This window comes from Shewanella livingstonensis (genome assembly GCF_003855395.1).
GTDB classification, from domain to species: Bacteria; Pseudomonadota; Gammaproteobacteria; order Enterobacterales; family Shewanellaceae; genus Shewanella; species Shewanella livingstonensis.
In genome coordinates this window covers 258,542-278,639 of sequence record NZ_CP034015.1, presented here as the reverse complement: position 1 = coordinate 278,639, position 20,098 = coordinate 258,542, and the positions used below count along the sequence as shown (strand labels likewise).

Here is a 20,098-nt window from a genome sequence, read left to right as displayed (position 1 = left end):
TTGAGTTAGTAATTGTTGAATCCGAGCAGGTCCTAGCCCAGATACTGCACAAACAACTAGCCAGTCGACCAGTTTATCTGAAATTATTCACCTTTTATGGTCAAGGGATCGGGTTTAATCAATTTATCACCCACTCGTACCGGGCGATCATTAAACATAATCAAACCTAAACTAGTTCTATCAAATACTTTAAAAACCATCACATTACCATGAAAAACATCAGGCATTTCATACACGGTATCCTCGGAAAAATTAGCCAACAATTTATCGTAAGATGAACGGTCTAGAGGGCGAACAGGATTACCATCGTTATCAATGATAATATTTTCACCATCGCGGAACATTGAAAAGACATGCCCAGTTTCAACACCATCATTGGCACCACGATCAAGATAGACGACATCTAGCTTACCGGCTTCACGAATATTACCTGTGGTACCGACAATAGAAGTAGCAACACTTAAGTCTGCTGCTTTAGGGATAAAATACGCTGACATTAACGCTTCATCTTCTACAGGTGCAACATGATAGCCACCTTTGGTTTCGCGTAAACTACTTAATAATTCAACTTTTGATACGACGCCGGACTCTATAACTCGTCCGCTTGAGGTCAAAATAATCTCTTGGCCTAATAAATCACCGCTATCAGGAGCAAAAAACTCACGTCCAGTTTGATAAATAGCCACTTTAAGGCCTTGCTCAAGCTGCGCATTAACATAGACAACATCATTCACTACATGATGAATTGATGGACTCTCACCACTCATCACAATCGGTAATCCTAATAACCATGCCGGATCAACCACTCTATTCTGTACTAAATAGGGTTTAATTAACGCAAGATCAACCGCTGGAATCGGACCGTCTTTAGATGCTATGCGTCCTTCAGGACTTTTTTTGATGTGCTGCTTAACCATTAAACGTGGCTGACCATCGATAAATACCAATGTCAATCTGTCACCAGGGTAAATAAGATGTGGATTAGCTATTTGTGGGTTAACCCCCCACAACTTAGGCCAACGCCAAGGATCATTTAAAAAATAACCTGAAATATCCCACAACGTATCGCCTTTTTTAACGACATACGAGTCAGGATGTCCTGCCTTTAGAGTTAACGTATCAGCATTAACCCCAAAAAAATTTAATGATAAAAAAGCAAGTAAAAGTAAGCGTTTCATGGTGCGGTCCATGTTGTTTAGCTCTTTATTAGAGCTTTTTACTGTTATTGATAGGCGGTAAGGATTAAAATCACCCTAATCGCAACAGCCAGTATAGCTAACTGGCTGAAATTTGACAGACTTGTTAAGAGTTTATATATGCCATTACTTAATGTTTTACGATTTCCAGATGAACGTTTACGCACTATCGCTCAGCCTGTAACGGATTTTGGTCCAGAACTACAAACACAAATAGATAACATGCTCGAAACAATGTACTTAGAAAAAGGTATTGGTCTTGCTGCAACACAAGTTGATTTTCATCAACAGCTCATCGTTATGGATTTACAAGATGAAGTTGAACGACCAACTATTTTTATTAATCCACAAATTGTTGCTAGCAGTGGTGACTTTGCCAACGAAGAAGGTTGCTTATCGGTACCGGGAATTTATGCCAAAGTTGACCGTGCTGAATTTGTCACCTTAACAGCCCTAGATCGTCACGGTAAGGAATTTACCGTTGAAGCAGATGAGCTTTTTGCCATTTGTATTCAACACGAAATGGATCACCTAAAAGGTAAGTTATTTGTCGATTATCTATCGCCATTAAAACGCCAACGCATTAAAACTAAGCTTGAAAAAGAAGCACGTTTAGATGCTAAAGAAGCATAGGAAAAAATTTGAAACCGTTAAAAATTATCTTTGCCGGTACTCCGGATTTCGCTGCCCGACATTTACAAGCACTCATTGACTCTGAACATGAGGTGATTGCGACTTATACTCAACCCGATCGACCAGCAGGGCGAGGAAAGAAGCTCACCGCCAGTCCAGTTAAAGCCTTGGCTTTAGAGCATGCTATTGCGGTATTCCAACCTGCATCTTTACGAAATGAAGAGGCACAAGCGGAATTGGCAGCTCTTAATGCAGATATTATGATTGTTGTGGCTTACGGGTTGATTTTGCCAAAGGTAGTGCTTGATACTCCGCGTTTAGGCTGTATCAATGTACACGGTTCAATTTTACCTCGTTGGCGCGGCGCAGCGCCAATTCAACGAGCATTGTGGGCTGGCGACACACAAACCGGTGTCACCATTATGCAAATGGATATTGGTCTAGACACCGGCGATATGCTGCTTAAAACGTACTTACCTATCGAAGATACTGATACCTCTGCCAGCCTTTATGAAAAGCTAGCAGCTCAAGGGCCTTGTGCATTAATACAAGCGCTCCAAGGGTTGAGCAAAGGTAGCCTAAGCCCTGAAAAGCAGGATGAAACCCTCGCGAGTTACGCACAAAAGCTGTCTAAAGAAGAAGCACGTCTTGATTGGCATAAGAGCGCTAAGCAACTATGGCAAGAAATTCGTGCATTTAACCCTTGGCCAGTCAGCTACTTTGAACACGAGAACAGTACCATCAAAGTTTGGCAGGCGGATTATTCTGATGACAAGAGCCCGGAATCACCAGGTACGATTCTTGCGGCGACGAAGCAAGGAATTGAAGTTGCCACAGGCGATGGCAAGTTAATTATTAACACCATGCAACTGCCCAACAAAAAGCCGCTTGATGTGGCTGACATTCTCAATGCTCGTGGTGATTGGTTTACCGCTGGTGTATGTTTAAACCAAGAGGCTAACTAGCATGAATGTGCGCGCACTAGCAGCTAAAGCGATTTATGAAGTACTTGAAAAAGGCATTTCGTTATCGGTGGCTCTACCCGATCAACAGCAACACTTACAAAATGGCAAAGACAAAGCCTTATTAGCTGAATTATGTTATGGCGTTATGCGTCAATTACCGCAACTAGACAAGTGTGTAAGTGACTGCTTAGCGAAACCGTTTAAAGGTAAACAGCGTATATTGCATCAACTGCTGATAGTAGGTTGTTACCAACTTTACTTTACCCGTATCCCTGCACATGCGGCGATTTCAGAAACAGCAGAAGCCTGCAGACAGTTACGTTTTGATGGCTTGGTGAAAGTGGTCAATGGCGTATTGCGTAATATTCAGCGCCAGGACGCCGAATTAAATACTGATTCAGACACGCTGCGCTTTAATACTCCAGCCTGGTTTATTAAACGCTTGCAGCACGCTTATCCAGACAACTGGCAAGCGATTATTGAGCAAAGCCACCAGCGTCCACCAATGTGGCTCCGTAATAATCAGCAATCACAAACACGTGATAGTTATTTAGCAGCATTAGTCCAATACGATATTCCAGCCCAAGCAGGCCCAAGCCAAGATGCGATATTGCTCGACGGCGCAAAAGATGTCGCTGCGTTACCCGATTTTATGGAAGGCGCTGTATCGGTACAAGATGGCGCCGCACAATGGGCTGCAACTCTATTAGCACCAATGGCAGAAGAGTTAATTCTTGATGCCTGTGCTGCACCAGGTGGCAAAAGTTGCCATTTACTAGAGCTTGCTCCCGATATTAATTTAGTCGCCGTCGACTTTGATCAAAAACGCCTTGCCCGAGTACAACAAAATCTGGACAGGCTGCATTTAAAGGCGCAACTTATCCACGGTGATGCCGCTGATATTCCATCGTGGTGGCAAGGACAGCAATTTGATCGAATATTACTTGATGCACCTTGCTCAGCAACAGGAGTTATTCGCCGTCATCCTGACATAAAATGGTTACGAAAAAATAGCGACATTGAAGAGTTAGCTAGCTTACAAAAACAAATATTAGATCATTGCTGGCAATGGCTTAAACCAGGTGGCACTTTATTATATGCAACCTGCTCTATTTTACCGCAGGAAAACAGCCAACAAATTGAACAATTCTTAGCACGTACCGCCGATGCGAGTTTAGTACCGATAGAGCAGCAAACTCAGCTCGATGATATCGGCTGGCAAATTTTGCCAGGACAAGACAATATGGACGGCTTTTATTACGCGCGCCTAGTTAAAGCAATTTAAGGATGTACCTCAAGCCATGAAAATTATTATTTTAGGCGCAGGACAAGTTGGCGGCACATTAGCTGAAAACTTGGTCGGTGAAAATAACGACATCACACTTGTCGATAATGACCGAGCTCGATTAAGGTTATTACAAGACAAATTTGATTTACGTGTTGTTGTCGGTCATGGCGCCCATCCTAGTGTATTAAAAGAAGCGGGTGCAGAAGACGCTGACATGCTCATTGCAGTGACTAACAGTGATGAATGTAATATGGCTGCCTGCCAAATTGCTTACAGCCTATTTGGTACCCCGACAAAAATTGCTCGTATTCGCTCAGAAGCCTATTTAGAACTGCAAGATAAACTATTTATTAATAGCGAAATTAAAAGCGGGGATGCTAAACCTCGTGGTGGTTTTATTATTGATGAACTGATTGCACCTGAGCAGTTAGTGACCGCTTACATACAAAGATTAGTAGAATACCCAGGCGCACTACAAGTGCTTGAATTTGCTAAAGGTAAGCTAAGTCTTGTTGCGGTTAAAGCTTATTACGGCGGCCCATTAGTGGGTAACGCATTAGCCACATTACGTGAACACATGCCCAATATTGATACCCGCGTTGCCGCTATTTTTAGGCAAGGCCGCCCTATCATGCCGCGCGGCACCACGATTATTGAAGCAGATGATGAAGTGTTCTTCGTTGCTGATAGCCGTCATATTCGCGCAGTGATGAGTGAGATGCAAAAACTGGATAATTCGTATCGTAATATTATGATTGCGGGCGGTGGTAACATTGGTTTCGGTCTTGCTCAAAAGCTGCAACGTACCCACTCGGTTAAATTGATTGAACATCGTCAAGAGCGCGCGGAGTTATTATCGGAAAAGCTCGAAAAAACTACTGTTTTTTGTGGTGATGCTTCAGACCAAGAATTATTGCTAGAAGAAAATATCGATCAAACTGACGTATTTATTGCCGTCACCAATGACGACGAAGCCAATATTATGTCTGCCCTACTTGCTAAACGCATGGGGGCGAAAAAGGTTATGGTACTTATTCAACGCGAAGCCTATGTTGACATAGTGCAAGAAGCCAATATTGATATTGCCATATCACCTCAACAAGCCACTATCTCAGCGCTATTAACCCATATCCGCCAAGGTGATATCTGTAATGTTTATTCATTACGGCGCGGCGCTGCAGAAGCCATTGAAGCCATCGCTCATGGTGACTCCAGTACATCAAAAGTGGTCGGCAAACAAATTGGCAACATCAAGCTGCCACCAGGTACTACCATTGGCGCAATTGTTCGTAATGATGAAGTATTAATGGGCCACGATAAAACGGTAATCGAACAAGGTGACCACGTGATTTTATTCTTAGTGAATAAGAAATTTATTGGTGACGTAGAGAAGCTATTTCAACCTAGCGCATTTTTCTTTTAAGTTCCCATGCTTAACATCAAACAAATCATTTTTATCCTTGGTATTTTTCTCTCGATACTGACAGGATTTATGCTGGTTCCAATGGCTTTTGCGCTATTTTATGGCGAGGAAACCATTGGTGACTTTATGATGTCGGGTTTATTTACTGGCTTAGTGGCTATTTTGTGTATTCAAAATGGCCGTAACCATCAGTTTAATCTCAATATACGCGACATGTTTATGCTGACCAGTATCACCTGGTTTGTCGTCAGTTTATTCGCCGCACTACCCTTCACGCTTTATCATGGCATTAATTATACCGACGCTTTTTTTGAAACCATGTCAGGCATTACGACTACAGGCTCAACTGTGCTATCGGGTTTAGACACCATGGATCACAGTATTCTTGTGTGGCGCTCATTATTACAATGGTTAGGCGGTATTGGATTTATTGTAATGGCAGTGGCAATTTTACCGTTTTTAAATGTTGGAGGAATGCGTTTATTTAGAACAGAATCATCTGACTGGAGCGATAAAACCATTCCTCGAACCCAGCATATGGCCAAACATTTATTTCTTATTTATGTTGCCTTAACACTGCTATGCACATGGTGCTATCACCTTGCTGGGATGCATTGGTTTGAAGCAATCAATCATGCCATGACCACATTATCAACCGGAGGCTATTCAACCTCAGACAGCTCTATGGCGGCCTTTTCACACTCGGCGCATTGGGTCGCTATCGTGTTTATGCTGGCAGGTGGGTTACCGTTATTAATGTTTGTACAGACTATACAGCAGCGCAGTTTACGCTTGTGGAACGATCAACAAGTAAAAGGCTTTCTACGCTTTGTTGTATTAGTGTCAGTATCATTAGCCCTTTGGTTATGGCAACACCAGCAAATAGATTTTTTAGATGCACTCAGATTAGCCAGTTTTAATGTCATTTCGGTAATCACCACTACCGGATATGGATTAACCGATTATCAGTCTTGGGGCGCACTTGCCAGCGTAGTGTTTCTATTTTTAATGTTTATTGGTAGTTGTTCTGGTTCAACATCTGGCGGGATAAAAATATTTCGTTTTCAAATTGCATTCTCAATTATGCGTCAGCAAATTAAACAACAATTTCATCCTAATGGGGTGTTTAAAGAAAAATATAATGGCCACCGTATTCGGGATGACATTGTCCGTTCAATCATGGCTTTTTTTATGTTGATGGTCATCGTGATATTAGTGCTTTCTATTACACTGGTGTTGACAGGCTTAGACCCAATGACCAGCTTTACCGGCGCAATTACGGCAGTAACCAACGTAGGACCAGGCCTTGGGCCAATTATTGGCCCTGCAGGAAACTTTGCTCCACTTCCCGATGTGGCTAAATGGGCATTAGCAATTGGCATGTTATTAGGGCGTTTAGAAATACTCACAGTTGCAGTATTGTTTCACCCTAAATTTTGGCATTTTTAATATTGCCTAAGCAACGACAGTTGATGATGCTAAATGGCTAATATGATCTGCATATACCTTCACATCATCCCAATCGGTGTAATCGATAATTGCACTGGGATCAGTGGGTCCATCGGTCATTTTCATAATAAGACGGATCATTAAACTGTCATACCAAGGCCAAGATGGATAGTCGACTTTACCGGCAATAATTTTGACATCTTGGGGTTTCCAAGCCGATAAGGTTAAAAACTTCTGTAAGTATTTATTGTTCTCAGGTATACGTTTTTCGGGTTTACGTGCCACCACATTGACGCAAAAAAAGCTATTGGGCCGTTGCGATAAATGCTGCTGATTTTTACGAACAAACTCAAATACCGATTTATGATACGAGCCGTATAATACGCAAGCCCCTAATGCCACTGCTTGATATTTAGACCAATCGATTGGGCTTTTATCATTAATATTAATCACATCACAATGATCGCCTTTAGATTGAATTTGCTCTGCTATTGCACGGCTAATATGTGCAGTGTGGCCACCACGGGAATAATACAACACTAAAATATTAGCCATTTTGCGATTCTCATTATTGATTAATTTGCCTTATTTTGGCAAAAAAAGCCTTTTTAAACCTCTGCAATGATCACAAATTAGAAATAGCTCATATATTTAATAGTTAAAATTGAGATCTCGATGATGCAGAAGTATGATGATAGATAAACGCAGCAGTCCCAAAACTAGCTGATCATTAAACGTCATATAAGGACTCTCATGAAGCAAGATATCGATGTTGCAACAATGCTTAATAATGCAGAAACGGCAGCACAATGGCTCAAAGCCATTGCGAATCCTTACCGCTTAATGATTTTATGTTTACTGCTAGAAAATGAATTAAGTGTTACAGAGTTAAATGAAACAGTACCGTTGAGCCAATCGGCTTTATCACAACATTTAGCGGTACTGCGCGCACAAGATTTGGTCAACACACGTAAGAGCTCACAAGTGGTTTATTACACCCTCAAGAATGAGCAAGTTACCGAAGTTATCTCTATTCTGCATCGACGCTACTGCGCTTAAATACGTAACGGTTTAATTAACCAAGACATTCAAACAATACCGGTCAGTAAATAGCGTTTCCAACACAGTATCATTGGGCACGCTATCGGTGTAATGAGCTTATTTTTGCGCAGCTATTTGACTCGCAAACTCGTCCACTTTATGCCAATCCGTAAACTCAAACGTCCCCTGAGTATCTGTCGGCCCTTTGGTCATCCACATGATAAATCGAATCATAAACTTATCGACAAATCGATAACGAGGATAATCAATTTTACCGGCAAATACCGCTAATAATTGAGGCTTCCAAGTCGTTAGACCAAGAAATTTCACCATATATGGGTTGGTTGCTGGAGTATTTTTTTCGGGCTTTCTTGCAACAACATTCACGCTAAAAAAGCTATTCATTTTGCTATCGAGTATTGTCTTGTGTTGCTCAACAAATTTGAGTAATTCTGGTCGGTGTTTGCCATAGCGAATACTGGCACCAATCACCACCTTATCGGCATTAACTAAATCATCAGCCTGAGCTTGCGCTAAATTCACCACGCTAACGTGCTCACCTTGCTCTGTTAGTATTTGCTTAACTTTTTGACAAATAGCCAGCGTTTGCCCATCGACCGTTGAATATAAAATAACCGTATTTGACATTAATTTTTCCAAAATGTTGGGGTGAATAACACCAATAAGGTGAACACTTCTAATCGACCAAATAGCATTGCCATTACGAGTACCCACTTGGCACCGTCTGAAATACTGGCATAGTTTGATGCTACATCACCCAATCCTGGGCCTAAGTTATTTAAACTGGCAGCTGTAGCGCTAAATGCGGTGATGGCGTCCATGTCCATGGCCATTAAAATCACCATGCACACTACAAACACCAGTGCGTAAGCAGAAAAGAACCCCCATACCGCATCAATAATTCTATCGGGCAACGCTGTTGAACCGATTCTAATTGAGTACAGCGCTTTAGGATGAACCAATCGTTTTAGCTCTCGAGAACCTTGCAAAACTAACAAAATTAAGCGGATAACTTTCATACCGCCGCCGGTAGAACCAGCACAGCCACCAATAAAGCTGGAGAATATTAATAGAATAGGTAGAAACAATGGCCAAGAATGGAAGCTTTCAGTGCCAAAACCTGCTGTGGTTGAAATCGATACGACTTGAAAGAAGGCGTAATCAAGGGTTTTTTCTGGCGTGTCGTAAATCCCTGACTGGTATAAGGTAATAAAACAAATTGCAGTCAACACTAATTGTACCGCAATCAGCACTTTAAATTCGGCGTCTTTTAAATACACCTTAACGTTAATACCACGGCGAGTAAATGCGGCAAAATGTAAGCTAAAATTCACTGCTGCAATCAACAAGAAAACCGCGCATATTACGTTAATCAACGGGCTTTGAAAGTAACCGATACTGGCATCATGGGTAGAGAAACCGCCAATGGCAATAGTTGAAAACGAATGACAAATTGCATCAAATGCATCCATACCGGCAAAGTAAAATGCCAATGCGCAAGCGGTGGTCAGTAAAAAATAAATATACCAGAGTGCTTTAGCTGTTTCTGCTATTCGCGGGGTCACCTTAGTGTCTTTAACTGGGCCCGGCACTTCAGCTTTATACAACTGCATACCACCAATACCTAACAGCGGTAAAATGGCCACAGCAAGTACAATAATACCCATACCGCCCATCCACTGGAGCAAATGGCGATAAAACAATATTGATTTAGGCAAGTCATCTAGCCCAACAATTACGGTTGCTCCCGTGGTGGTTAGGGCTGAAAACGACTCAAAGAAACTGTCGGTCCAACTTAAATCGGGATTTGTGGCAAAAATAAACGGCAATGCACCTATTGATCCCAGTACCGTCCAAAACAGCACCACAATTAAAAAGCCTTCACGCGTTCGTAGGTCGCCTTTTTGATGACGGTTGGGATACCACAATAAAAAACCTAAAAAAATACTGACAAAAAAGGCCTGAATAAAAGCAGTACCACCACCATCTTTATACAAGATAGCCACTAATGCTGACGGCAGCATAGTGATTGAAAATAATCCCATCAGCAAACCGGTGATTCTAATAATTGTTTTATATTGCATTAAGGATTCTGTTTAGTTGTGCCGCGTCGAATTTAACAATTAAATGACATTTTGGCATAAGTTGGTCATAGCTCAAACTGTAAACTTTACTTGTAGTTGGCCCTGAGTCTGAGTCGCTAGTGCCAGATTAAAAGCATGGTGGTGTGATTTTGCCAATTCAAAGCGTATTTCTACCTTGTCGGTAAAGCCTTTATCAATTACTACGCCGTCATGTTGAGCAACTAAATATTCAACATCGGTGAGTTGCGCATAATGACACACTAAATTAGCCGGATACCTGAGATGCTTCACCTGAGTCTGTATCTGAGTTAATCCCAACTTGATACCCGAAGTATAAGCGCGCACTAAACCGCCCACGCCCAACTTGGTTCCACCAAAATAACGCACCACAATAACACCAAGCTCACCTATATTGGCGCCTTGTAGGCACGCTAACATCGGTTTACCTGCACTGCCTGATGGCTCACCATCATCGCTAGCGCCCATATCAATAGTGTTTTCAGGACTGCCTGCCACAAATGCATAGCAATAGTGGTTAGCACCAGGATATTGCAGCCTTATGTCAGTAAGCGCTAACTTCATATCGCTTGGCTGCAGACAATGAAATAACAAAGAGATAAAGCGACTATGCTTTATCTCTTCTTCTATTAGTATATTAGCTTGTGGTATTAAGTATGACTCAATCAATTAAACCAGACTCTCTTGTCATATTTTCTACTCGGTTGTGATGCACGATCACGTTATCTTCAATCCGAATACCGCCGAACGGACGCAGTTCATCAACAGTTTGCCAGTTAATAGCTTGCTTGGCGGTTGCAGATAGTTGCTCAAGTAAAGTGTCGATGATGTAGAGACCCGGTTCAATGGTCAGTACCTGATTTGCCGCCAATGTTCGAGTACAACGTAAAAATGGATGTGCCTCTGGCGCAGCAATATGAGTTCCACGCTCGTCGTGTGCAAACCCGCCCATATCATGAACTTGTAATCCCAGCATATGACCAAGTCCATGCGGGAAAAAAGCACTAGTAATACCCTGGGTAACTAACTGTTCAGCGCTACCATTAGCCAAGCCAAAATCAATCAATAATTGGCCAATGTGTTCATGAGTGGCAATGTGTAAATCTGTATATTTAATCCCTGGCTTCATTTGCTCAATAATGGCTAATTGCACTTTATCAAGTGCGCCTATGAGTTCACAAAAACGATTTTTCTCAAAAGCATATGTCCGAGTAATATCGGCAGCATAACCATGGAAGTTAGCACCAGCATCAATCAAAAAAGATAAACGCTGTGCAGGTTTAACATGCTCTAAAGCGGTGTAATGCAAAATAGCCGCATTTTGATTTAAGGCGACAATATTGCCATACGGCACTTCATTTTCACTCTGGCCAATTTCAAGTAAATAACATTGTTGGATTTCAAACTCGCTAGCACCATTATAAAAAGCATTCTTAGCCGCTAAATGACCCTTTACTGCAATTTTATTAGCCCGGCGCATACACTCAAGTTCATACTGAGTTTTATCTGCACGGTGGTAATGTAAATAGTTCATCACCGCATCTGGATTGCGCGCGGTAAAACCCAATACATCAGCCACGTCTAAATGCTCACCAATATAAGCCCATGATGTAAGGTTTTTAGGTAAATAGTCTGCAATACGATCTGGCTTGGTTAATAATTGAATATCAAAGTGTTCAGTCCAAAATGCTTGTGGTACATCGTTGACTTTATGCCAAAAATCGACCGGACGATAAAACACCAATGTTGGTTTATCTTGGCCATTAGCGATGATCCAACAATTAGCGGTATCTACAATAGGTAACCATGCTTTAAATTGTGGGTTAACTTTAAAGGGGTAATTTAAGTCATCTAGAAACTGTCGATGTGGTTGCCCTGAATGAATAACGAGACCGGAAATATTTTCACGCTGACAAATTTCAGCGACACGACGATTTAGTTCGCCGATGTGTGCATGATATAGATGAGCTAACGGATCCATTGACTATCCCTTTTCATAAGTTTCAACTTATTCAGTCTATCACAAACATAAAAACTCCTCGCTAGATGATAAAAAATTAAACGGCCGTTTAAATTGGGTGTTGTAATTTTTCTCATTTAGTCGCACACTGAGAATTAGCTGGTCAATAGATGGCCGAAACTGCTGTGATTCAAGCTTGATAACTGCACAGTAAATAAGATGTGGAAGTCGCTTTTAAGCAATAAGGAAGCAAGCAATGATCTACCAAAGCCCTACCATTCAGGTTGAGTTACTTGAAGATAATATTGCCAAACTGTGTTTTAACGCACAAGGTTCGGTAAATAAGTTTGACAGAGAAACTATAGCCTCTCTAGATGCCGCCTTAGACAGCATCAAACAAAACACTGATATTAAAGCCTTATTGCTGACGTCAGCAAAAAGTACTTTTATTGTTGGCGCAGACATCACTGAATTTCTAAGCCTTTTTAAGCAAGACGATGCAACTTTGTTAGCTTGGGTTGAACAAGCTAATGCGGTATTCAACAAACTTGAAGATTTACCGTTTCCAACGGCATCAGCCATCAACGGTTTTGCTCTTGGTGGTGGTTGTGAGACCATTTTAGCAACCGACTTACGTGTTGCAGATACCAATGCTCGCATCGGTTTACCAGAAACCAAATTAGGTCTTATTCCTGGTTTTGGTGGCACAGTGCGTTTACCGCGTGTGATCGGTGCAGATAATGCACTTGAGTGGATCACTACCGCTAAAGACCAACGTCCAGAAGATGCACTAAAAGTAGGCGCGATTGATGCCGTTGTCGCACCAGAAAACTTAGAAGCTGCTGCGATTCAAATGTTGCATGATGCCCTTAATGGTAGCCTTGATTGGCAAGCTCGTCGTACCAAAAAGCAATCACCATTACAGTTACCAAAACTTGAAGCCATGATGTCTTTTGCTACCGCTAAAGGAATGGTGTTTTCTGTTGCAGGCAAGCATTATCCAGCGCCAATGGCCGCTGTGAATGTTGTCGAACAGGCTGCTGGTTTGGACCGTGATGGCGCATTAAAAGTGGAAGCACAAGCTTTCATCAAATTAGCTAAAACAGACGTTGCCCAAGCGCTAATTGGTATTTTCTTAAATGACCAGTTCGTTAAAGGCAAAGCAAAGAAAGCTGCTAAATTAGCTCATAATGTCAACCAAGCAGCGGTATTGGGTGCAGGTATTATGGGCGGCGGTATTGCTTACCAAAGCGCCAGCAAAGGCACACCAATTGTGATGAAAGACATCGCTCAGCCAGCATTAGAGCTAGGCTTGAACGAAGCGGCTAAAATCCTGACAACACAAGTTGCTCGTGGTCGTTCTACGCCAGAGAAAATGGCTAAAGTATTAAACAACATCACGCCTTCACTAGATTATGCCGCTATCAAAAATAGCGATATCGTTGTAGAAGCGGTTGTTGAACATCCAAAAGTTAAGGCTACTGTACTAGCTGAAGTTGAAGGTTACGTATCAGAAGATGCCATTATTGCGTCAAACACCTCGACTATCTCAATCAACTTACTGGCCAAAAGTCTTAAGAAACCTGAACGTTTCTGCGGTATGCACTTCTTTAACCCTGTGCACAAAATGCCATTAGTTGAAATTATCCGTGGTGAGCATAGCTCTGAAGAAACCATCGCGACGGTAGTCGCTTACGCCAGCAAAATGGGTAAAACCCCAATTGTAGTGAATGATTGCCCAGGCTTCTTCGTTAACCGCGTATTATTTCCATACTTTGCCGGATTTAGTGGTCTACTCGCAGAAGGCGCAGATTTTGCCGCTGTCGATAAAGTCATGGAAAAACAGTTTGGCTGGCCAATGGGCCCAGCTTACTTACTTGATGTAGTCGGTTTAGATACTGGTCATCACGCTCAAGCGGTAATGGCTGAAGGCTTCCCTGATCGTATGGGTAAAAATGGCAAAGACGCTATCGACATTATGTTTGAAAACAAGCGTCTAGGTCAGAAAAATGCTAAAGGTTTCTATGCTTATTCTGTTGACCGTCGTGGTAAGCCGAAAAAAGACATTGATCCAACAAGCTACGCATTATTAGGCGAAACGTTCGGCGAACTAAAAGTATTTGAGTCAGATGATATCATCGCTCGCTGTATGATCCCGATGATTATCGAAACGGTTCGTTGTTTAGAAGAAGGCATTATTGCATCACCTGCTGAAGGCGATATGGGTCTAGTTTACGGTATTGGTTTCCCTCCATTCCGTGGCGGTGTATTCCGTTATTTAGATACCATGGGCGTGGCAAACTTTGTTGCCCTAGCAGACAAATACGCCCATCTTGGCGGCTTATATCAAGTGACCGATACCATGCGTAAACTTGCAGCCAACAACGGTAGTTACTACCAAGCCTAATTAGCGGGAAAGGAATTAAATCATGAAACAAGCTGTTATCGTAGACTGCATTCGTACCCCAATGGGCCGTTCTAAGGCTGGAGTATTTAGAAATGTACGTGCAGAGACTCTTTCTGCAGAATTAATGAAAGCACTGTTATTGCGTAACCCGCAACTAGACCCTAACGACATTGAAGATGTTATTTGGGGTTGTGTGCAGCAAACACTAGAGCAAGGTTTTAACATTGCCCGTAATGCATCATTGTTAGCTGGCATTCCTAAATCGGCTGGCGCAGTAACGGTAAACCGTTTATGTGGTTCGTCAATGGATGCACTGCATCAAGCGGCTCGTGCCATTATGACTGGCCAAGGCGACACCTTTATTATTGGTGGTGTTGAGCACATGGGTCACGTACCAATGAACCACGGGGTTGATTTTCACCCAGGCCTTGCAAACCGCGTAGCTAAAGCATCTGGCATGATGGGCTTAACCGCTGAAATGTTAGGTAAAATGCACGGTATTACTCGCGAACAACAAGATGCGTTTGCTGTACGTTCTCATCAACGTGCACATGCAGCAACTATCGAAGGTCGTTTTGCCAAAGAGATTTGGGGCATTGAAGGCCACGATGTAAATGGCGCACTGATCAAAGTGATGACTGACGAAGTTATCCGTCCAGAAACAACACTAGAGTCACTTGCGGGTTTACGTCCAGCATTCGACCCAGTTAACGGTACTGTAACTGCGGGAACATCTTCTGCATTATCAGACGGTGCTTCTGCAATGTTAGTGATGGAAGAATCTAAAGCGCGTGCATTAGGTTTAACCATCCGCGCACGTATTCGTTCAATGGCCGTTGCCGGTTGTGATCCTGCAATTATGGGTTATGGTCCAGTACCAGCAACCAAAAAAGCATTAGCACGCGCTGGCTTATCTGTTGCCGATTTAGACCTTATCGAATTAAACGAAGCGTTCGCGGCACAATCATTACCTTGTGTTAAAGATCTTGGCTTACAAGATGTTGTCGATGAAAAGATTAACCTTAACGGTGGCGCAATTGCATTGGGTCACCCACTAGGTTGTTCTGGCGCACGTATCTCGACAACACTGATCAACTTGATGGAAGAAAAAAATGCAACGCTTGGTCTTGCCACTATGTGTATCGGTTTAGGTCAAGGTATCGCAACCGTATTCGAACGCGTTTAATCGTTCTCATACCAAGCTGATACTTTTCAGTTGTATGAAGTGAGTTGTAAAAACGAGCCAAATTGGCTCGTTTTTTTTATTTCAAAATTCTTCTACTTTGGCTAATGTTCCACGTGAAACATGTTTTATGAAAATTAAAAAATAATAAAAAACTCAATATAACTTTAAAACCAAGCAAACTTGGCAAGCTTAAATGACAAGAGTAACATTAGCGCTAATTAGATTAGATGAAATAGATAGTAAACAATGAACGATATTTATACCCAAGCACAACACCAACTCGATGCTCTTGGTCTTCGATGCCCTGAGCCAGTGATGATGATTCGAAAAACAGTACGCAAAATGGCAGAAGGTGAAACCTTATTAGTCATTGCAGATGATCCTGCCACCACTCGTGATATTCCAAGTTTTTGTGAATTTATGGATCACACGTTAATTGCCAGCGATACCAGCAAAACGCCTTACCACTATTTACTCAAAAAAGGACTGTAATGAATGACCATCACATTGGAAGCTATCGCGTATAAAACAGCAAAACGCGGCATAATGAAGTCAACCTTTTGTGCCAATGTGACCTTAGAGCGAGGCGTCGAAAACGATATTTTTGGCAGACCAGGAAAACGTCAAGTAACAGTCATGTCTAAACAGCAGTGGCACACAGCCTGCCAAAAAATTAATTCCGATTTAGACTGGTTAACTCGAAGAGCTAATTTATTGATCAGCGGCTATGAATTTAGCGCAGCAGATGTCGGTAAAACGATCACCATAGGTACTGAGCTTAAACTACAAATCACCGGTGAAACCGATCCATGTAAAAAAATGCAGCAAGCTTACTCGGGTCTAGAACAAGCACTAACGCCCGACTGGCGTGGCGGAGTCACCTGCCGCGTGATTCAAACTGGATTAATACAACTAGATGACTCAGTAAAAATAGATTAGTAAAACCGATAAATCATTTTCGTTTAAGCCTTTCATAATAAAATCTAACGCTATAGCACTCATTGTCTATTAATCGATAATAGACACATGTGTTAACGTCTGTCATTAATTGATACAGATTTGTTGTACACCTTATCGGTAATTTATGCGATAAAGGAACCATTCAAACCGACAAACGCAGTAAAGCCAAATACTCTTCAGGTCATCTAATCATGCCAAATGATATGAACTAAATGAGTATAGGCTTGATTAAATCCACTGAAAATAAAAACGACAACGGATAATCTACTCTATGTTGACTCAAAAACTCACCCCACTTTACACCGCAATAGCACTGACCCTTGGTATTTCTGGTTTTGCTTATGCCGAAGATGACAAAGTAAAATGGCATGTAAATGCTCCTGAAAATGCGCCATTAAGTAAAATAGATATCAATGTTACCGAAGGCACATGGATGAACGTCAATGTATCACATGATGGTGAACACATTGTATTTGATTTGTTAGGTGATATTTATCAAATACCGATAGCAGGAGGAGAAGCTAAACCACTGGCACAAGGTATCGCTTGGCAAATGCAGCCAGTATATAGCCCTGACGGTAAGTATATAGCTTTCACCTCTGATGAAGATGGTGGCGACAATATCTGGATAATGAATGCCGATGGTACAAATCCACACGCTATCACTACTGAAACATTTCGTTTACTCAACAGCCCGGCCTGGAGTCCTGATTCACAATACCTAGTAGCACGTAAACATTTTACCGGCACCCGCAGCCTCGGAGCGGGTGAAGTGTGGATGTTTCACGTTGCTGGTGGCGAAGGCGTTAAACTAACAGAGCGCCCTAACGAACAAAAAGATTTGGGTGAACCGGCCTACTCGCCAGATGGACGCTATATCTACTTTAGCCAAGATCCGACCCCAGGCAAGACCTTTCATTACTCAAAAGATTCGGTCAAAGGTATTTATAAAATTAAGCGCTATGACACCCAAACGGGAGATATCGAAGTATTAATTGAAGGAACTGGTGGTGCTATCCGCCCAACACCAAGCCCTGATGGCAAAACGCTTGCTTACATCAAACGCGATGGATTCCAATCGACACTATATTCACTGAATTTAAAGTCTGGTGAAGAAACTAAGCTGTATGACAAACTCGATCGTGATATGCAAGAAACATGGGCAATTCATGGCGTGTATCCAACAATGTCTTGGACCAAAGACAATAAGCACATCGTATTTTGGGCTAAAGGTAAAATTAATAAACTTGATGTCGACAGTAAAAAAATATCTGACATTCCATTCAGTGTTAAATCTCAAAGAGATATTCAGCCATCGGTCCGCTTTACTCAAAACTTAGATCAAGATGAATTTGATGTAAAAATGCTGCGTATGGCACAGGTATCACCTGACGGCGAAAAAGTGGTATTTGAAGCCTTAGGTAAAATTTGGATTCGTGATATTAAAGATGGTAAACATAAACGATTAACCCGTTTAGATGATGACATCAATGAGCTGTTTCCACAGTGGTCTCGTGACGGTAAAGACATCGTATTCACCACTTGGAACGACCAACAGCAAGGCACCGTCAGTGTGGTTAGCGCCAGAGGTGGTAAAGCCAAGGTGTTGACCAACGAGCCTGGCAAATATGTAGAGCCAACCTTTTCGCCTGATGGCGAATATGTTGTTTATCGAAAGGCTCGCGGCGGTTACATGACACCACGAACTTGGTCACAAGAACCGGGTTTATATAAAGTCGATATCAAAGGAAAGCAAAGCACTAAACTAACCGCCAGTGGCCATCAACCACAATTTGGTAACGACTCAGATCGTGTTTACTTTATGGATTCTGGGGAGACCCCAGAGTTTGCATCAGTCGGTATGAACGGTTTTGAAAAACGAACCCATTACACCAGCGACCACGCTACCGAGTTTCGTTTATCACCAAACGGTGAGCACCTAGCTTTTGCAGAGCGCTTTAGAGTGTACGTCACTCCTTTTGCGAAACACGGCGAAACCATTGCTATTGGACCTAAAGCAAGCAACTTACCCATTACCCAACTAAGTGCTCGTGCAGGCGAAAGCATTAGCTGGAACGGTAAAAATAACCAACTGTATTGGACATTGGGCCCTGATTTATACCAAGCAGATGTCGACACTCAATATACAAAATCTGAAACCAAGGTCGATCCAAAAATAACCTCTATTGGCTTTAAAGATAAGGCCGATGTTCCACGTGGAACAGTAGTGTTTACTGGCGGTAAAGTGATTACTATGGAGAATGATCAGGTTATTGATAACGGCGTTGTTATCGTTAAAGACAATAAAATTGTCAGCGTTGGTGATGCCAATACGATTATTCCTAAGAATGCCCAAGTCATCGATATTAGCGGTAAAACCATTATGCCTGGCATATTTGATGCCCATGCACATGGCGGCCAAGCAGATGATGAAATTATTCCACAGCAAAACTGGGCCTTATATTCTGGCTTATCACTTGGGGTAACGGCTATTCATGATCCATCGAATGACACAACCGAAATTTTTGCAGCATCTGAACAACAAAAAGCAGGCAATATTGTTGGACCACGTATTTTCTCAACAGGGACTATTTTATACGGCGCCAACTTACCAGGTTATACCTCGCATGTAGATTCACTTGATGATGCAAAGTTCCACTTAGAGCGTCTTAAAAAAGTCGGTGCGTTTAGTGTTAAGAGTTACAACCAGCCACGTCGAGATCAACGACAACAGATAATTGCTGCTGCACGAGAACTCGAAATGATGGTAGTACCTGAAGGTGGCAGTTTGCTGCAGCACAATTTATCTATGATAGCCGATGGTCACACCACGGTAGAACATTCGTTGCCAGCGGCTTCTATTTATAATGACATCAAACAATTTTGGAGCCAAACAGAAGTTCACTACACACCGACCTTAGTTGTCGCATATGGCGGTATTTCTGGCGAGCATTACTGGTATGACAAAACTGATGTTTGGGCTCACCCTCGCCTAAGCATGTATGTTCCGCATGATATTCTTGATGCGCGTTCAATGCGCCGCACTACCGCGCCAGATGAACATTACAACCACTTTAATGTTGCCCGCGTAGCCAATGAGTTAAACAACATTGGCGTTAAACCTAATATTGGTGCTCATGGTCAACGAGAAGGATTAGCTGCTCATTGGGAAATGTGGATGTTTGCTCAAGGTGGTATGAGTAATATGGAAGTGTTGAAAACGGCTACCATAAATCCAGCAACAACCTTTGGTATGGACCATCAACTGGGCTCCATTAAGGTTGGCAAGTTAGCCGACTTAATTGTGATAGACGGTGATCCACTGACAGATATACGTAGCACTGACAAAGTCACCTACACCATGGTAAACGGCAAACTGTTTAATTCAGAAACAATGAATCAATTAAATGGCGATAAACAAAAACGTAAACCATTTTTCTTTGAGAAAATCTAAACGACTAATCGTT

General features: G+C 42.1%; 17 protein-coding genes. 11 read left to right on the top strand and 6 right to left on the bottom strand.

Going from position 1 to position 20,098, the window contains the following annotated elements:
* Positions 1-83 precede the first annotated feature (83 nt).
* Positions 84-1,190 carry a LysM peptidoglycan-binding domain-containing protein gene (locus EGC82_RS01240; protein ID WP_124729159.1) on the bottom strand — a complete coding sequence of 369 codons (1,107 nt, stop codon included), beginning with the start codon at positions 1,188-1,190 and terminating at the stop codon, positions 84-86.
* Between the two features lie 126 nt (positions 1,191-1,316).
* On the opposite strand from EGC82_RS01240, the gene def reads away from it, so the two are divergent.
* The 5 genes from def to EGC82_RS01215 are packed head-to-tail and all read left to right on the top strand — an operon-like array spanning position 1,317 to position 6,954.
* Positions 1,317-1,829: a peptide deformylase gene (gene def / locus EGC82_RS01235; RefSeq protein ID WP_208646918.1), complete on the top strand. Its 513-nt coding sequence runs from the start codon at positions 1,317-1,319 to the stop codon at positions 1,827-1,829.
* Between the two features lie 8 nt (positions 1,830-1,837).
* The gene (gene fmt / locus EGC82_RS01230) at positions 1,838-2,794 is read left to right on the top strand and encodes a methionyl-tRNA formyltransferase (protein WP_124729157.1); all 957 of its coding nucleotides are present in this window, start codon (positions 1,838-1,840) and stop codon (positions 2,792-2,794) included.
* Between the two features lies 1 nt (position 2,795).
* A complete protein-coding gene (rsmB, locus tag EGC82_RS01225) occupies positions 2,796-4,079 on the top strand; it encodes a 16S rRNA (cytosine(967)-C(5))-methyltransferase RsmB (protein WP_124729156.1) in 1,284 nt (427 codons plus the stop codon).
* Between the two features lie 16 nt (positions 4,080-4,095).
* A complete protein-coding gene (gene trkA, locus EGC82_RS01220) occupies positions 4,096-5,505 on the top strand; it encodes a Trk system potassium transporter TrkA (protein WP_124729155.1) in 1,410 nt (469 codons plus the stop codon).
* Between the two features lie 6 nt (positions 5,506-5,511).
* Complete coding sequence (locus tag EGC82_RS01215) at positions 5,512-6,954, top strand: TrkH family potassium uptake protein (RefSeq protein ID WP_124729154.1); 1,443 nt, start codon at positions 5,512-5,514, stop codon at positions 6,952-6,954.
* 6 nt (positions 6,955-6,960) lie between these two features.
* Here the strand turns inward: EGC82_RS01215 and hemG (EGC82_RS01210) are convergent, their stop codons facing one another.
* Positions 6,961-7,509, bottom strand: coding sequence for a menaquinone-dependent protoporphyrinogen IX dehydrogenase (gene hemG, locus EGC82_RS01210; RefSeq protein WP_124729153.1), 549 nt, complete (start codon positions 7,507-7,509; stop codon positions 6,961-6,963).
* A 198-nt stretch (positions 7,510-7,707) separates the two neighbouring features.
* Here hemG (EGC82_RS01210) and EGC82_RS01205 point away from each other — a divergent pair, with 198 nt between their 5' ends.
* Complete coding sequence (locus EGC82_RS01205; RefSeq protein WP_124729152.1) at positions 7,708-8,013, top strand: ArsR/SmtB family transcription factor; 306 nt, start codon at positions 7,708-7,710, stop codon at positions 8,011-8,013.
* A gap of 99 nt (positions 8,014-8,112) precedes the next feature.
* On the opposite strand, the gene hemG (EGC82_RS01200) is transcribed toward EGC82_RS01205, so the two are convergent.
* The 4 genes from hemG (EGC82_RS01200) to pepQ form a co-directional block, all read right to left on the bottom strand.
* The gene (gene hemG, locus EGC82_RS01200) at positions 8,113-8,643 is read right to left on the bottom strand and encodes a menaquinone-dependent protoporphyrinogen IX dehydrogenase (protein ID WP_124729151.1); all 531 of its coding nucleotides are present in this window, start codon (positions 8,641-8,643) and stop codon (positions 8,113-8,115) included.
* Positions 8,643-10,100: a TrkH family potassium uptake protein gene (locus tag EGC82_RS01195; RefSeq protein ID WP_124729150.1), complete on the bottom strand. Its 1,458-nt coding sequence runs from the start codon at positions 10,098-10,100 to the stop codon at positions 8,643-8,645. Before EGC82_RS01195 ends, hemG (EGC82_RS01200) begins: the two co-directional genes overlap by 1 nt.
* Before the next feature lie 72 nt (positions 10,101-10,172).
* Entirely contained in the window at positions 10,173-10,787 is a 615-nt protein-coding gene (locus EGC82_RS01190) for a YigZ family protein (protein ID WP_124729149.1), read from the bottom strand.
* Positions 10,780-12,099, bottom strand: coding sequence for a Xaa-Pro dipeptidase (gene pepQ / locus EGC82_RS01185; RefSeq protein ID WP_124729148.1), 1,320 nt, complete (start codon positions 12,097-12,099; stop codon positions 10,780-10,782). The genes EGC82_RS01190 and pepQ overlap by 8 nt, the downstream gene beginning before the upstream one ends.
* Before the next feature lie 235 nt (positions 12,100-12,334).
* Between pepQ and fadB the strand changes: the two genes are divergently transcribed.
* From fadB to EGC82_RS01160, 5 genes are all read left to right on the top strand, one after another.
* The gene (gene fadB / locus EGC82_RS01180; protein ID WP_124729147.1) at positions 12,335-14,485 is read left to right on the top strand and encodes a fatty acid oxidation complex subunit alpha FadB; all 2,151 of its coding nucleotides are present in this window, start codon (positions 12,335-12,337) and stop codon (positions 14,483-14,485) included.
* Between the two features lie 22 nt (positions 14,486-14,507).
* Complete coding sequence (gene fadA, locus EGC82_RS01175; RefSeq protein WP_124729146.1) at positions 14,508-15,671, top strand: acetyl-CoA C-acyltransferase FadA; 1,164 nt, start codon at positions 14,508-14,510, stop codon at positions 15,669-15,671.
* Positions 15,672-15,917: 246 nt separating this feature from the next.
* The gene (gene tusA, locus EGC82_RS01170) at positions 15,918-16,163 is read left to right on the top strand and encodes a sulfurtransferase TusA (RefSeq protein WP_059746100.1); all 246 of its coding nucleotides are present in this window, start codon (positions 15,918-15,920) and stop codon (positions 16,161-16,163) included.
* Positions 16,164-16,166: 3 nt separating this feature from the next.
* The gene (locus EGC82_RS01165) at positions 16,167-16,610 is read left to right on the top strand and encodes an MOSC domain-containing protein (RefSeq protein ID WP_124729145.1); all 444 of its coding nucleotides are present in this window, start codon (positions 16,167-16,169) and stop codon (positions 16,608-16,610) included.
* Positions 16,611-16,902: 292 nt separating this feature from the next.
* On the top strand, positions 16,903-20,085 hold the full coding sequence (locus EGC82_RS01160) for an amidohydrolase family protein (protein ID WP_124729144.1): 3,183 nt from the start codon (positions 16,903-16,905) through the stop codon (positions 20,083-20,085).
* Positions 20,086-20,098: the final 13 nt, after the last annotated feature.

Bases quoted from the DNA above. Each gene is read 5' to 3' on its own strand.
- EGC82_RS01160 (WP_124729144.1), top strand. From the start codon at position 16,903: ATGTTGACTCAAAAACTCACCCCACTTTACACCGCAATAGCACTGACC.
- hemG (WP_124729151.1), bottom strand. From the start codon at position 8,643: ATGTCAAATACGGTTATTTTATATTCAACGGTCGATGGGCAAACGCTG.
- hemG (WP_124729153.1), bottom strand. From the start codon at position 7,509: ATGGCTAATATTTTAGTGTTGTATTATTCCCGTGGTGGCCACACTGCA.
- EGC82_RS01205 (WP_124729152.1), top strand. From the start codon at position 7,708: ATGAAGCAAGATATCGATGTTGCAACAATGCTTAATAATGCAGAAACG.
- def (WP_208646918.1), top strand. From the start codon at position 1,317: ATGCCATTACTTAATGTTTTACGATTTCCAGATGAACGTTTACGCACT.
- pepQ (WP_124729148.1), bottom strand. From the start codon at position 12,099: ATGGATCCGTTAGCTCATCTATATCATGCACACATCGGCGAACTAAAT.
- EGC82_RS01195 (WP_124729150.1), bottom strand. From the start codon at position 10,100: ATGCAATATAAAACAATTATTAGAATCACCGGTTTGCTGATGGGATTA.
- fadA (WP_124729146.1), top strand. From the start codon at position 14,508: ATGAAACAAGCTGTTATCGTAGACTGCATTCGTACCCCAATGGGCCGT.
- EGC82_RS01240 (WP_124729159.1), bottom strand. From the start codon at position 1,190: ATGGACCGCACCATGAAACGCTTACTTTTACTTGCTTTTTTATCATTA.
- EGC82_RS01165 (WP_124729145.1), top strand. From the start codon at position 16,167: ATGACCATCACATTGGAAGCTATCGCGTATAAAACAGCAAAACGCGGC.
- fadB (WP_124729147.1), top strand. From the start codon at position 12,335: ATGATCTACCAAAGCCCTACCATTCAGGTTGAGTTACTTGAAGATAAT.
- EGC82_RS01215 (WP_124729154.1), top strand. From the start codon at position 5,512: ATGCTTAACATCAAACAAATCATTTTTATCCTTGGTATTTTTCTCTCG.
- rsmB (WP_124729156.1), top strand. From the start codon at position 2,796: ATGAATGTGCGCGCACTAGCAGCTAAAGCGATTTATGAAGTACTTGAA.
- tusA (WP_059746100.1), top strand. From the start codon at position 15,918: ATGAACGATATTTATACCCAAGCACAACACCAACTCGATGCTCTTGGT.
- trkA (WP_124729155.1), top strand. From the start codon at position 4,096: ATGAAAATTATTATTTTAGGCGCAGGACAAGTTGGCGGCACATTAGCT.